The organism is Paenibacillus sp. J31TS4 (assembly GCF_018403265.1).
Classification (GTDB): Bacteria; Bacillota; Bacilli; order Paenibacillales; family NBRC-103111; genus J31TS4.
This window is the reverse complement of record NZ_BOSI01000001.1, coordinates 1,137,789-1,151,575: the sequence shown is the minus strand read 5'-3', so window position 1 is coordinate 1,151,575 and position 13,787 is coordinate 1,137,789. Positions and strand designations below refer to the sequence as shown.

10 protein-coding genes are annotated in these 13,787 nt (G+C 60.5%); 8 read left to right on the top strand and 2 right to left on the bottom strand.

Features of this window, described 5'->3' with window-relative positions; genetic code table 11:
* Positions 1-8: 8 nt before the first annotated feature.
* Together KJS47_RS05285 and KJS47_RS05280 are read left to right on the top strand one after the other, a co-directional pair.
* On the top strand, positions 9-365 hold the full coding sequence (locus KJS47_RS05285) for a Rieske (2Fe-2S) protein (protein ID WP_213523413.1): 357 nt from the start codon (positions 9-11) through the stop codon (positions 363-365).
* A 178-nt stretch (positions 366-543) separates the two neighbouring features.
* Positions 544-1,521 carry an aldo/keto reductase gene (locus KJS47_RS05280; RefSeq protein WP_213523412.1) on the top strand — a complete coding sequence of 326 codons (978 nt, stop codon included), beginning with the start codon at positions 544-546 and terminating at the stop codon, positions 1,519-1,521.
* 63 nt (positions 1,522-1,584) lie between these two features.
* On the opposite strand, the gene KJS47_RS05275 is transcribed toward KJS47_RS05280, so the two are convergent.
* Positions 1,585-3,867, bottom strand: coding sequence for a helix-turn-helix domain-containing protein (locus tag KJS47_RS05275; protein WP_249716124.1), 2,283 nt, complete (start codon positions 3,865-3,867; stop codon positions 1,585-1,587).
* Between the two features lie 277 nt (positions 3,868-4,144).
* Between KJS47_RS05275 and KJS47_RS05270 the strand changes: the two genes are divergently transcribed.
* The 3 genes from KJS47_RS05270 (at position 4,145) to KJS47_RS05260 (ending at position 8,754) form a co-directional block, all read left to right on the top strand.
* Positions 4,145-5,776 (top strand): extracellular solute-binding protein, encoded by a 1,632-nt coding sequence (locus KJS47_RS05270; RefSeq protein ID WP_213523411.1) that lies wholly within the window; start codon positions 4,145-4,147, stop codon positions 5,774-5,776.
* An 87-nt stretch (positions 5,777-5,863) separates the two neighbouring features.
* Positions 5,864-6,871, top strand: coding sequence for a ComEC/Rec2 family competence protein (locus KJS47_RS05265; protein ID WP_213523410.1), 1,008 nt, complete (start codon positions 5,864-5,866; stop codon positions 6,869-6,871).
* Positions 6,872-6,936: 65 nt separating this feature from the next.
* Positions 6,937-8,754, top strand: coding sequence for a right-handed parallel beta-helix repeat-containing protein (locus KJS47_RS05260; RefSeq protein ID WP_213523408.1), 1,818 nt, complete (start codon positions 6,937-6,939; stop codon positions 8,752-8,754).
* A 133-nt stretch (positions 8,755-8,887) separates the two neighbouring features.
* Here the strand turns inward: KJS47_RS05260 and KJS47_RS05255 are convergent, their stop codons facing one another.
* Positions 8,888-9,109 (bottom strand): hypothetical protein, encoded by a 222-nt coding sequence (locus KJS47_RS05255; RefSeq protein WP_213523406.1) that lies wholly within the window; start codon positions 9,107-9,109, stop codon positions 8,888-8,890.
* Positions 9,110-9,282: 173 nt separating this feature from the next.
* Between KJS47_RS05255 and KJS47_RS24220 the strand changes: the two genes are divergently transcribed.
* From KJS47_RS24220 to KJS47_RS05240, 3 genes are all read left to right on the top strand, one after another.
* Positions 9,283-10,590 carry a WD40/YVTN/BNR-like repeat-containing protein gene (locus KJS47_RS24220; protein WP_213523404.1) on the top strand — a complete coding sequence of 436 codons (1,308 nt, stop codon included), beginning with the start codon at positions 9,283-9,285 and terminating at the stop codon, positions 10,588-10,590.
* 197 nt (positions 10,591-10,787) lie between these two features.
* Complete coding sequence (locus KJS47_RS05245; RefSeq protein WP_213523402.1) at positions 10,788-13,319, top strand: EndoU domain-containing protein; 2,532 nt, start codon at positions 10,788-10,790, stop codon at positions 13,317-13,319.
* A gap of 23 nt (positions 13,320-13,342) precedes the next feature.
* The gene (locus KJS47_RS05240) at positions 13,343-13,693 is read left to right on the top strand and encodes a hypothetical protein (RefSeq protein ID WP_213523400.1); all 351 of its coding nucleotides are present in this window, start codon (positions 13,343-13,345) and stop codon (positions 13,691-13,693) included.
* The last annotated feature ends 94 nt before the right edge of the window (positions 13,694-13,787 follow it).

Sequence of the window (13,787 nt, the reverse complement as noted above, 5' to 3'; positions counted from 1 at the left end):
AGGAAACCATGGCCATCCATTACGTGTTGAAGGAAGGCGACCTCGCGGACGGCGGGCATGCCATCGTCACCGTGAACGGAAGGGAAATTGGCATCTACCGGCGAGGGGAAGCCTACTATGCACTGTACAACTACTGTCCTCACCTAGGAGCTCCTCTGTGCTCCGGCCGCGTCTGCGGCACGAATCTGCCATCTGACGTCTACCGCTACGAATACGGCATGGCGGGTGAGATCGTCCGCTGCCCATGGCACGGCTGGGAGTTCGAGATCGCGACTGGCAAATCGCTGTTCAGTGACAAGGTGCGGGCCAAGACCTATCCAGTGGAAGTGCACGACGGACAAATCGGAGTCGTGCTCGGCCGGTAAGTAACAACCGGCCGGCAAGCAAACCGGCAGCGGCACATCGCCTGACAGGGCATGTGCCGCTTGCTTGCTTTGTTCCACCTGGGCTCGGGACCGGCCACTGGCATCCTGTACAATAGAAGGGAAAGACGGAGGATTGGTTCGCAGTCTGTATCAAAAAACAGAAACGGAGGATGACAGCATGCAGGTGACCAAGTTGGGAAGATCGGGGCTTCAAGTAAGCCGGCTCTGCCTCGGCACGATGAATTTTGGGCCCGAGACAGAGGAAAAGGAAGCGTTCCGCATCATGGATGCGGCTCTCGACGCGGGCATCCAGTTCTTCGACACGGCCAACGTCTACGGCGGCAAGGAGCGCCGCGGATGGACGGAGGAGATCATCGGCCGCTGGTTCCAGCAAGGAGGCGGCCGTCGGGAAAAGGTCGTGCTCGCTACTAAGGTTTACGGCGACATGAACGATCCCGCCGACGGGCCCAACGGGGGCGGAGGCTTGTCCGCGTACAAGATCCGGCGACACCTCGAAGGCTCGCTCAAGCGTCTGCAGACCGACCATATCGAGCTTTACCAGACGCACCACATCGACCGGAACGTCTCCTGGGAAGAGCTGTGGGGAGCGTTCGAGGCGGTCGTAGCGAACGGATCGGTCGGCTATATCGGCTCCAGCAATTTCGCCGGATGGCATTTGGCTCAGGCTCAGGCGGAAGCGAAGTCGCGCCGCTTTCTCGGCCTCGTCTCCGAGCAGCATCTGTACAACCTGTCGGCACGCCTGCCGGAGCTCGAGGTGCTGCCGGCGGCTCAGGCGCTCGGCATTGGCGTCATTCCGTGGAGTCCGCTCGGCGGAGGCTTCCTGGGACCGAACGCGCTGGACGGATCGGGCTCGCGCAGTGCCCGGCTGACACAGCGGATCGAGAAGAACCGGTCGCAGCTCGAGCAGTTCGCGGCGCTGTGCCGGGAGCTCGGGGAGCCCCAGGATGTCGTTGCGCTTGCCTGGCTGCTTGCCAATCCGGCTGTCACTGCTCCCATCATCGGGCCGCGGACGCTCGAGCAGCTGCAGACCTCTCTCCGCGTCCCCGAGGTGAAGCTGAGCGAAGACGTGCTTAAGAGGCTTGACGAGATTTTCCCGGGACCCGGCAAGCCGGCTCCCGAGGCTTATGCCTGGTAAGGAGCAGCCGCTCGAACGAAAAGGCAGCGTGGACGATGGTCTGCGCTGCCTCTTTGCGTTCGGTTAATTGCTTGTTTCTTGCGTCAGGTCTTCGCCCAACTTGAACAGCAAGTGCTTGCGGTATTCGCCAGGGGGGATGCCGGTCATCTTCTTGAACATCCGGTTGAAGCTGGTGGCGTTGCGGTAGCCAATCCGGTAACTGATCTCTTGGATACTGAGCCGTTGGTCACCGAGCAGCTCCTTCGCTTTGCGGATGCGGATCTCGTTTAGATGTTCGCTGAAGTTCGCGCCGGTCTTCTCCTTGATATAGACGGAGAGATAAGCGACCGAGAGATTGAGCTTCTCCGCCAGCAGATCGAGAGAGACATTGTCCGCGAACCGGTTCTCCAGGTAATCCATGACGAACGCGATGGTCGAGTCCTTGTCCTCTTTGTTGGACTGGACGACGGCTGTGGCTGCATGGAACAGCTCGGCGAAGAACTGCTTGAACTGCTCCAGCGTGCAGCAGTCGTGCATACGCTCCATCTGCTGCTGCAACGCCGCATCCTCCCCGCTCCGGTAAGGCTCGAGCTGCTTCGCCACACGAGCAATGATTCCCGAAGCGAGCTGCCGCAGCTGCTCGATGCTTGCTTCCTTCTTGTCGAATTGGTCCAGCATCCTATCCAGGAACGCGACGCAAAAGGCGGTGTTGCCCGCCTGGAGATTCGTGTACAGCTCCTGCTCCTGCTGGACAGTGAAGAGGAGGGGAGCGGGCAAGGCGCGGCGCTCGCGGATAATCTGGCTCTCGTTAACGGGCCTGGCTTGGCCGGCCAGTTCGAGCACCTCGCGGTAGGCTTCATGGAAATCCCCAGTATGGTCGTAGACAGAGCTTGCGGCGATCGTGACTAGAATATAGTCGTTGTCCCGGTCGAGCAGCGTCTTAAGAAGGGCGAGCGCCGGCCCCAGCCGTTCGCTTTTCTCCTTGCCTCGCACGAGCGTCAGAATTTGGTTGTTCTCCATCTGGAACGTGTGGGAGGACGGGAGCTGCTCGGTCATCACGACATTGATGTACTCCTGAAGATAATACGCCATCCGATCGTTTTTGAGCCGGTTCTGCTCCTCCGGCTGCGACTTGAAGTGAAGCTGATATAAAATAATGTAGAACGGCTCCTCGACCTCGGCAATGCCCCGCCATTCGTTCAAATCGGACGTAATCGCTTTCAGCTTGTTGATGTAGCCGAAGCTGGTCAAGAGGGAGCGCTTATCCAGCAATTCCTTGTGGATCGACTCCTTCTCCGTCATCAGGTTGCGGATGTTCTCCTGGATCAGATCGAACTCACGGATGCGGCTGTCGAGCCGAAGAGGTTCGCCCTGCAGCAGCGAGGAGACCATCTCTTTCACCGGCCGGTTGATCTTGCGGCTCAGCACGACCGATGCTAGGATGCCGAGCACGAGCGCAAGTGCGCTGATCAGCATCAGCGTCAGGCTGGTGTTCCGGATTTTGGAGGCGATGCTCGAGTAGGGGACGGCTGAGACGAACCTCAATTGGGTCGCCGGGTCCTTCTGCTCAAAAAAATAATAGCCGCCGGCCATGCCGTACGCCTCGCCGTCCGCCATCGCGGGAATATCCTTGGCCGTGAGCTCAGATGCGCTTCGGTACAGCAGGGTTCCGTCCTCGTTAAGAATGAGAAGAGGTCGGGACGAATCCCCGTCGTAAAACGCTTCCCGCATGCGCTCGGCATCGAGGAGGGCTATGACCTGGTAATCGGAATTCGGCGCATGGAACGAATAAGGCAGGAGTCGGACCTGGTTGCTGGCGTCGAGCGAGGACAGGGTGAAGATCCCTTCAGGATGGAGCCGGTAGTTGACTGGATTCTTCAGGTTCTCCTCCCAGAACGCCAGCGGGTACTCTTTGCTGACATAGAAACGGGAAAACTGCATCGCTGCGTCGAGGCTCCCCTCCTTTTCGAACACCACCGATTGGCTCGAAAAATGAAGGAACAGATTGTTCAGATAATACATGGGATGGTAAGAGTTCGAGCGAAGCTCCCGCAGCATCTGCGTAGCGTTCCAGGATTCGGAGGCGCCCCCTGCCGCACTTGTCAGCTGGCGGTGAAAGGCGGTCACCTTTTCATTGGAATATAGATCGAACAACAGGGACCGGATTCGTTCGAATTGCATCCGGTACCGGTCGGCTGTGTTCTGCAGCATCATCCGGTTCGCCTGGATGACCTCATTCTGCAGGCCCCGGTTGAATAGATGAATCGACAGAAAATTAATAACGGAGAACAGCAGCACAATCGCCAGGAAGCTCAGGAAGATGCGGATCACCAGGGTTTGGCGGCTCATTCGGGCCCAATTCAACACGCGGCATGCTCCTTTGGTGGATATTCGTTGCTAGGCTTTCCCCTTATTTTACATGAATTCCAGATTCTTTTGCGGATTTTTATATTGTTATCTTTTTTTTGAGCCGGATAATGAGCGGTCAGCTAGCAAAAGAACCGTCACTGTTCACTTCTGCCGCAACCTGTTAGGATCTAAACGAACAAGGTTTATAAGCTCTTCACGCCGGGCGGGAAGGGCGGCGTCCAGGCGGCGCCGGACGAAACGGACAATGCGAATGCGTAGGGAGGAAGTCAAACTAATGAAAAAGAAAAGCCTAATCTCACTAACCGTCGTTTCCGCGATGGCGGGAACCTTGCTGGCGGCATGCGGCGGTTCGGGAGGTGACAACAACGCGGGTGCTAAGGATGGCGATGTCCAAGAGGTCGCTAACCTGAACAAGTCGGGCATGCCGATCGTGAAGGAACCGATCTCGCTTACCTTCTTCACGGGCAAGGCGGCCACGAACGGCAACAATTTCGAGGAAACGCTGGTTTGGAAGGAATATGCCAAGCGTTCGAACATCAATGTCAATTTTCAGCTCGTTCCGTTCGAGACGCTGACGGAGAAACGCAACCTGGCGCTGGCCGGCGGCGATTACCCGGATGCGTTCTATTCCGCACGGGTCGGCGCACCCGATCTGATGAAGTACGGGGCTCAGGGTTCGTTCATCAAGCTGAACGATCTTATTGACAAGTACGCACCCAACTTCAAAGCGCTGATGGAGAAATATCCGGATCTGAAGAAGGGCCTTACCATGCCGGACGGCAATATCTATTCGTTCCCGTCCTTCTACAGCCCCGAGTTCCTGCCGATGCTCATCGGAACGCCGCTGTGGATCAAGCAAGAATGGCTTGACAAGCTCGGCATGAAGGAACCGACGACGACCGAGGAATTCTACAATTATTTGAAAGCGGTTAAAGAAACGGATCTGAACGGAAACGGCAAGCAGGATGAGATTCCGTACGCAGGCACGGGCATTAACCCGCTGATCGAGCAGATCCGCGGCGCATGGGGCTTCGGCAACCGCGGGCTCGGTCACAAATTCGTCGACGTCGACCCAAAAACGAATGACCTGCGGTTCTTCCGCACGGATCCCAAGTACAAAGAAGTGCTTGAATACGTACGGAAGCTGTACGGCGAAGGACTGATCGACAAGGACATCTTCACCGTCAAGACGAGCGCGCTGTACGCCAAAGGACAGACCGGGGTATTCGGCTCGACGATCAACCCGAACCCGATGACCCAGATGAGCCAGCCGGGCTACATCGGGCTCGGCGCGCTCAAGGGTCCGCACGGAGACCAGATATACTCCCATATCAAGACGCCGGTCGTCTGGCCGGGCGCATTCGTCATTACGGACAAGAACAAGAATCCGGAGGCGACAGTACGCTGGATCGACTACTTCTACGGAGAAGAAGGCGCAACCTTCTATTTCATGGGTATCGAAGGACAGTCGTACCGCAAAACGGCGGACGGGAAGCTGGAGTTCGTTGACGAGATCACCAAGAACCCGAATGGGCTGACGATGGACCAGGCGCTTGCCAAGTACATCACCTGGCTCGGCGGCAGCTATCCCGGCTACGTACAGGAGAAGTACTTCAAAGGCTCGGAGACGCTGCCCGAATCGGTGGAAGCGGGCAAGAAGGCAGAGCCTTATAAGATCAAGGAACTGTGGAACGCGTTCAACTTCACGGAGGTAGAGACCGAGTTCAACTCCACGATCGGCAACGATATTCAAAGCTATATCGGCGAGATGGAGGCCAAATTCATCACCGGCAGCATCCCGATGTCCGATTGGGACAAATATGTCGCAACCATCGAGAAGATGGGGCTGGCCGATTACATGAAGTACTACAAGGCCGCCTACCAGCGCTACCAAAACAGCAAATAAGCCGCTCCGCCTAAGAAGGCGGTCGGATAATCGGAAGGACGGACGGCCAATGAGCCGTCCGTCCGACGGGAAGGAAGGAGCCGACAGATGGCGAAACGATGGGTATCGCGGGGCAAGGTGTGGACTGCTGCCGCCATTCTCGGCGTGCTGCTGGCCGGCTGCACAGGCGCGAAGCAGGAGACCACGACGGCGGCTACGCCGACACCGTCCCCGGAGCCGAAGCAGACAGCCGCCACCGTGCGGACGGAGCAGGTTCTGGACAAGGACGCCTTTAAGGGAGAGCTGACGATCCGGTATTTTCACCTGTCGGGCGCCGACCTGATGGGAGACAGTTTTCTGATCACATCGCCTGACGGCAAGACGATGCTGGTCGACTCGGGCTTGCCGGAGGCCGGACAGCAGGTCGCCGGCTATTTGACCAAGCTGGGGATCCAGAAGCTGGATATCGCCTTGAATACGCATCCGCATATCGATCATATCGGCGGGTTTGCAACGGTGGCCAAGGAGAAAGAGATCGGGGAGTTTTTGCAGGTCAATCTGCCCTATCCGAAATCCTCCGCCTACAACAATGCGATGGCCGCGCTTCAGGCGAAGAACGTGCCGGTCAAAGCGCTGGAGGAGGGCGGATCCTTTCAGCTGGGCAAGGACGTCAAATTCGAGGTGCTGGCCCCGCCGAAGGGCTCCCTGCCAGATGCCGTCAAGACGTTCTCCGCGCCCGAGATCAACGATTACGGCATGGTGCTGCGGATGACATACGGGGACAGGGTGTTTCTGTTCACCGCAGATATCTATAAGCACCGGGAGACGGAGCTGATCGCCTCCGAATGGAGTGACAAGCTCAAGGCGGATATGATGGACGTGCCGCATCACGGTAGTGAATCGACATCGTCGTCGGAATCATTCCTGAACGCCGTATCGCCGCAGATCGCCGTCATGAGCGCGAACAATTTTCAGAGCCCGAACTTGAAGGAACGACTGGAGAAGAAGAATGCCAAGGTGTACTCCACCGGTCTGCACGGCACGATCCTGCTCCATTCCGACGGCAAAACGATCGAGGTCGTCACGGAGAAGGATTGGGAGCCGTCCCGCAAGTAGGGAAGCGATGGTCGGTGAGACGGAAGACAAGCGTAAGACAAACTCATTTTTGAGGAGGAAACGCCATGTCGGAACCGGAACAATCGGCAGCCAAGCTTAGCAGAAGAACGATGCTGGCCCAGTTAGGAATGTCGGGGATGGCGCTTGCCGCGGGAAGCGCCATCTTCCCGCTGTCATCGCAAGCCGCGGATTCGACGGTAACCGGGGAGGTATATGGACGCAAGGATCATCCGGTGTTCGCCACCGGCACGGTTCCCTTGCTGAACGTAAGGGATTATGGGGCGGCGGGGGACGGCGTCCACGACGATACGGCGGCGATCCAGAGCGCGCTGAGTGCCGTGCAGACCGGAACAGCCGGCCAAGTGGTGATCCCCAAAGGGGTATACAAGGTAACCGATACGCTCCGGATCTACCGGAACACCCATCTGCTCCTGCAGCAGGGCGCCAAAATTCTCCGCTGCCATGACCACTCCTTCCTGGTCAATGGGGATAACGGACCGGGCTTTCCAGGATATGAAGGGCATGGCAACCTGATCATTGAGGGCGGCATCTGGGAAGGGAATATCCTTCAGTATCCCGATACATACAATGGCTTCGGCCTCGCCCGGGGAAGAAACATTACGATCCGGAACATCGAAATGAGGGATGTCGTGACCGCTCACGGCATCGATATGAACGCTTGCGAGAATGTGCTGATTGAGAACTGCCGGTTTCTCGGTTACCGCGACAGCACGCCGGACCAATCGAGAGACTATCCGGAAGCGATCCAGCTCGCCAACCATACGAAGGACGGATTTTCCCAGATGGGCACCTTCGACGGCACGCCGTGCCATAACATCACGGTACGCGGCTGTTACTTCGGCGCGAGCGGCACGCCCGGCACTCAGGCTTGGCCGAGCGGAGTGGGGAACCACTACGCCGTCTACGACCTGTACAACCGAGACATCAAGGTAATCGGCAACACGTTCGAGGGGATGACCTTCGCGGGCGTCCGGAGCTTCAAATTCTCCGAGCTGTTCGTGGCGAACAATCTGTTCCTGAACTGCAACCGGGGGGTCATGCTGTCCAATCCGCAAGGCAACACCGAATCGTCCAAGGATGCGGCCGGCAACCAGACCGGACTGCCCCAGTCGGGCAAGCAGATCGTCATATCCGGCAATGTCTTCCGCGGCATCGGCTCGGAAACGATCTACTGCGTGGGGTGGCCCAAGACAAGCACGGTGTATGCCAAGGTCGAATCTCTCGTCATCACGGACAACGTCTTCGAGCAGGGGTCCACCAGCAAGAACTGCATCACGCTCCGCTGGGTGCACAATGTCCGGATAGCGGGCAATCTGTTCCGAGACCAGTACCGCGGCGTTTGGCTTTCGTATGTTACTCAAGGGACGATCGCCGGCAACCAGTTTCAGAATATCAAGACGGAAGCCATTTACTCCGAGGAGCCCGATGCGGACTACCGCAACCGCGGGCTGAGCGGGGACTTGCTCGTGAACGGCAATCTGATCCAGCGCTGCGGCCGGACCGGCATCTATATCCAGAGCATGGCCCGCTTCCTCGTGACGGATAACAGCATCGACTCCCCTGCGGGCGAGACGGACAATACGCGCAGCGGCATTCTCGTGGCGAACGGCGCCAAAAACGGCCGTGTCGCGGGCAATCGGGTGACCAAGGCGGCGTCGGGCAACCAAAATCAATATGGCATCAGCGTAACGGCCACCTGCTCGAACGTCCAGGTGGCGGACAACGACGCCGAGGGCAAAACCGCCGGGGTGCTCGTGCAGGGAGACACGAATGTATGTGGCATCTATCTGCACAGCCCGAACGGTACCCGCTTTCGCCTGACGGTCGGCAACGACGGGGCGCCCGTGTTCACGCAAGGTTGAGTCTCGCTTCTTGAACACAGTTTGGGTTGCAGCGCCTGAGGAGGACACAAGTCAAATGGAAGAGAGCGGCCCGTCAGGGACCGCTCTCTTGGCTGTTCTGCTATTCATACCGAGCCTGCATCTTTAGCGCCGATCAGCCCGGCTGGCCGGGCGGCGGAATCTCCGGAGGGCTCCCCGGCACAATAGTCGGGGGATCGACCGGCTTGATCTCGGGTGTCTGCTCCGGCCGGATCTCCGGTATCTTGTCCGGCTTGATCTCGGGAGTCGGGTCCGGCTTGATCTCCGGCAGACTGTCCGGCTGCCGCTCGGGAATTTCGGGCTTGAGGCTTGGCTGCTGTTCCGGCTTGCTGGTCATGACATCCACCTCCTGTTTCTTCTTACCCAAATGACGCAACCTTGTCTCAAGATAGCGTGCGAGAGTCGGTGCGGAGCTCGCTCGCCAATTCCTTCCGTGGGTAATACAGTAAAGAGGAACAGGCACGCGCTTGACCGGTGCCGTGCCGATTTCGCATCGAAGGAGGGCTTCACATGAACAACCGACGCGCTTACCGGAGATTGGCGGCCCTGCTGCTGGCGGTTCCGCTAGCTGCGGCGTCCGGCTGCGGATCGGACGGCCCGCCGCCCGCCGCCGCGGAATCGCCGTCTCCAAGCGGGACGCCCGCGGCGTCTGCATCGCCCGCTCCTTCCGGAACGGCCCAGGGAGAGAGCAAGCCGGCGGCGAGCCAACCTGCACCGGCTCAAATCCAGGCTCGGCTGACGGGGCTCCGCGCCGTCGATGACCAAGTCGCCTATGCATGGGGCAAATCCGCGGCGGGACAGCTGAGACTATACCGGACGGAGGATGCGGGAGGAAGCTGGCTGGAGGTGACGCCCCCCGGTCTGCCGGCTCTAACGACCGATCCGGGAGACCACGATCTCACGGTCGTGGACAAGAACACGGCGGTCTATCTTTCCGGGATGTCCGCCCGGCCGATGACGATCGCGGTGACCGCGGACGGCGGCCGTACGTGGAAGCAGGGCAAGGTGCCCTACCCGGAGGAGGGGGGCGACCATCTCGCATTCGTGACGCCGGCGCACGGCTTTCTTCTGCACGATTCCGGCGCTGCGATGGGCAGCTCCGCCAAGCAGCTGTACGAGACCAAGGACGGCGGGCTGACCTGGAACCAAGTGATGGACAATCGCCCTTTGATGGAGCAGGCGGGGCCCGAGGACAACGGACCGCTGCCTCTCGGCGGGTTTGCGCAGTACGGCATTACTTTCCGTGACGGGACGAACGGGTGGGTCCCTCACGAATCCCGCACGCCTGGCAAGGTTCGTTTGTACCGGACCAAGGACGCCGGACGCAACTGGCAGCCCGTGCCGCTAGAGGTGTCGTCGAACGATCCGAACGGCCAGCCGCAGATTACCGGAGCTCCCGTGTTCTTTGGCGGGGATCGGAAGACTGGCTGGATGCCGTACGAATTTAGGGGACAGGACCGCGTCCAGCTCGGCGGCTATTTCACTACAGACGGAGGCGAGACCTGGAAGCTCATCTCGTTCGGCAAGACGACGGATGTGCTGCCGACACTGCAAAGCCCTCACGTGACGTTCATCGATTCCAGCGAAGGCTGGCTGTGGAACGGAGCGAATCTGCTCCATACGGACGACCAGGGAGGCTCCTGGAGCCCGCTTACGGGGAATACGGTGTTCCGCGACACGCTCCGGTCTTACCCTTATTTGATCGACCTGCAATTCGTGACGCAGAAGACCGGCTGGGCACTGGCCCGGAACGAAGCGGGCGATGGCTCGCGGCTTCTCCGGACGCAGGACGGCGGGAAGACGTGGCGGGTGATGTAAAGGGGGTACTCAAGGGGGCCGGAGGGCCCCTTTTTTACGCACAAAGCAGGAAAAAATAAGCAAACCCCCAAAAAACTCGTTTCAATGCCGCAAACATTGGGTAAAGGGATGAAGCATTTTGAGTGGGGGAGGAATGCGCTATCTGGTCGATACATAACGTGCGCTTGACGCTGCGCCGCTGGTCGGAAAGGTTGGCTTTGTGGTGGAAGAAATGGACTGGCCGCTATCCTCTCCTCGGGAAGCTGTATGTGGGCCTCTCCTGGCTGGCTCTCCTCGGCTTTCTGGTCAGCTTGTTTTTCGTGCCCGGTTCGAGGCGGCTGCTCCTGCAGTATATATGGTCGGTCTACGTACTGATTCAATTCTGGCTGCTGGCGCGCAGCAAGACGGTGACCTGGCGGCAGGCCATGCTGTTTTTTTTGGCAACCGCCTGGCTTGTCGTGCCGTTCACGGGGGCGTTCGTCTCCTCGCTGACCAAGTGGTTCGGGGCCAGTACCAATGCGCATTGGAGCCAAGCCGTGCTGACCCCGATTGCCGAAGAGGTGTTCAAGCTCCTGCCGCTCGGCGCGTACTTGTTCGTCTCCCGGAGAGCCTCCGCGCTTAGCCTGGGCGATTACGCCATGCTCGGTGCGGCGAGCGGAGCCGGCTTTCAGTTCATGGAGGAAACGGCCCGCCGATGGACGTCGGGCATCATTCCGTACGGGTATAGTCTGCTCGACGGCAAATCCATCCATTGGAACGTTACCGATTTGTTTCCGGGCTACCTGGAGCCTAGCTACTTTCCGACGATTATTACATACGGCCACGCTGTCCAAACGTCGCTTGTCTCGATCGGGATCGGCATCGCGGTCCGTTTTTGGAAGCAGTCGAAGCGAGGATCGGCGGCTGTACCGGCGCTGCTGCTGCTGTGGGTGATTCTTGATCACGCAATGTATAATGGACAATATGGAATGCCGGGATGGCTCAGGCATGCGCATGACGCGATCGGCAGCGGCTACGCGACGAAGCCGTTACTTCTTGCTCTGCTTCTGGGCGCGATCATCTACGATTACGTACAGTTGAATCAGGTCAGAAGCCGGCTGCCGCTCCTCCCGGGTGAACGGTGGATCGGGCCATTCACCGAGTGGCTGAACAGCTTTTTGGCGTTTTTCCGCTCGCGGGAGCGGTTTGCGTATTTGCTTGTCTTTTACCGGGAACGCAAAAGGCTCGGGTTCACGCTGCTGTACGGCGAGCCGGATGCACAGGAGGAGCTGGACGGCATCCGCTCCTGGCTGGAGCGGGTCTATCGGCCGTTAACGGCGGCTGCGGCGGCACTCGTGCTTCTGCTGACGGCGGCGTGGATGACGATACCAGTCGTGGCGGACGATACCGGCACCTGCTTTGCCTGCATGTTCGACAGCCTGCAGAGCTGGTGGGACCGGCGGACGGGTTGGGAGCAGGCGGCGATTCTGGCGGGGATGCTGGCGGTCAGCCTGCTGTTCATTGAGTTTCTCCCCGCACTCGGTGCCGTTTCGACGATAAGCGGCGTTCTTGGCGGCGGGCATTCGATCGCTGCGGCGATCCGCAACCCCGCCAGCTTGTTGACACCGGGGAACGCTCTGGCGCTCGCGGTCGACATGGGCCTGAGCCGCATTCCAATGGGGCGGCAGCTGGACGGTGCGGCCCATCGGCTCCAAGGGCTGCTCAGCCGAATGGCCGGCGGGAGGCGGCCCCATGCCGGCCATCCGCCGGCAGGCGGCGGGCATGCGGGCGGTACGCCCGGCGGCCGCCCGGCAGCGCCGGAGCCGCCGGGCCACGTCCGCGGCTTCACGCCGTCCGGTGAGGCGACGCCGTCACCGGCTGGGGCCGGCGGACGCGGCGGCGGCAGCGGCCATGGGCGCGGCGACGGCCCGGACGGCGGCGGCAACCGCGGAGACGGCGGCGGCGGTCACGGGCGCGGGGACGGCCCGGACGGCGGCGGCAACCGCGGCGATGGCGGCAGCGGTCACGGGCGCGGCGACGGCCCGGACGGCGGCGGCAACCGCGGCGATGGCGGCAGCGGTCACGGGCGCGGCGACGGCCGGGACGGCGGCGGCAACCGCGGCGATGGCGGCAGCGGTCACGGGCGCGGCGACGGCCCGGACGGCGGCGGCAACCGCGGCGACGGCGGCAGCGGCCACGGGCGCGGTGACGGCCCGGACGGCGGCGGCAACCGCGGCGACGGCGGCAGCGGCCACGGGAGCGGAGACGGCCCGGACGGCGACGGCAACCGCGGCGACGGCTCCGGCGATGGCCGGGACACGGACGCGAACCGCAGCCCGGAGCCGGAGGCCGAAACGCCGGTCCGCGACATCGGCCAGCTGGCCAACACCGCCAATTTCCGCCCTGGATCCCTCGAGCATATTCTCGAGGGAGAGCTGAACCGCAGAGGGAGCGCGGTCGGCTATCATTACGAGGGTATGCCGAACGCCAGGGGATCGGTCGTTCCTGGCACGGAAACGGCTCCCGATGGGAACGGCGTGTACCGCGCGCAGGTGGCGGTCGATGGTGTCCCGAAAGCGGGCAACGGCGGCTTCTCGAGCTTCTTCCCGAAGGAGATGGAGCCGCAGCAGATCGTCGACGCCGTCAACGAGGCCTTTGCGAACCGAACCCACGTAACCGGCAACGTCTATACCGGCACGTCGGCGGACGGTCTTCCGATCCAGATGTATCTGGACCGAAGCGGCCGGATTATCTCCGCGTTTCCGTATTAACGACACTTGGAAGGAGCTTGAAAATGAGCTACAGCTATCGGATCGAAACCATCGAGCAGCAGGGGAGGCGTCTCCTGGTGATGCGCCTCCCCGAGGAGCTGGCCTTGGTGGAGATGTTTCTCTATACGGATGTGCAGAGCGGAGAAGGGAGCGGTCCGTGGGTGCTCGGGGCAATCGACCGTGTGCTCGCCGGCCAGTCTGCGCAAGAAGAAGTTGCTGGCAACGTCTGTGCTCTCGTTATCGGGCCGGAGTGGACGACGGTCGTCGACCAGCTCGCCGAGGACGAGGAGGCCGATTGCCGCATCGAGACGCCTGAACTGAAGCGGCTGCTCGAAATCTGGCTCGAGGAGCAGCGCAAGCATCGGCAGGGATGAGCCGATGGCACGAGGAGTATCGTATACAGCGAATAACGTCGAAAGCCGCCGCCAGGCGGCTTTTTTTCCGGGTCCGCATAGATGCGGATCTGCC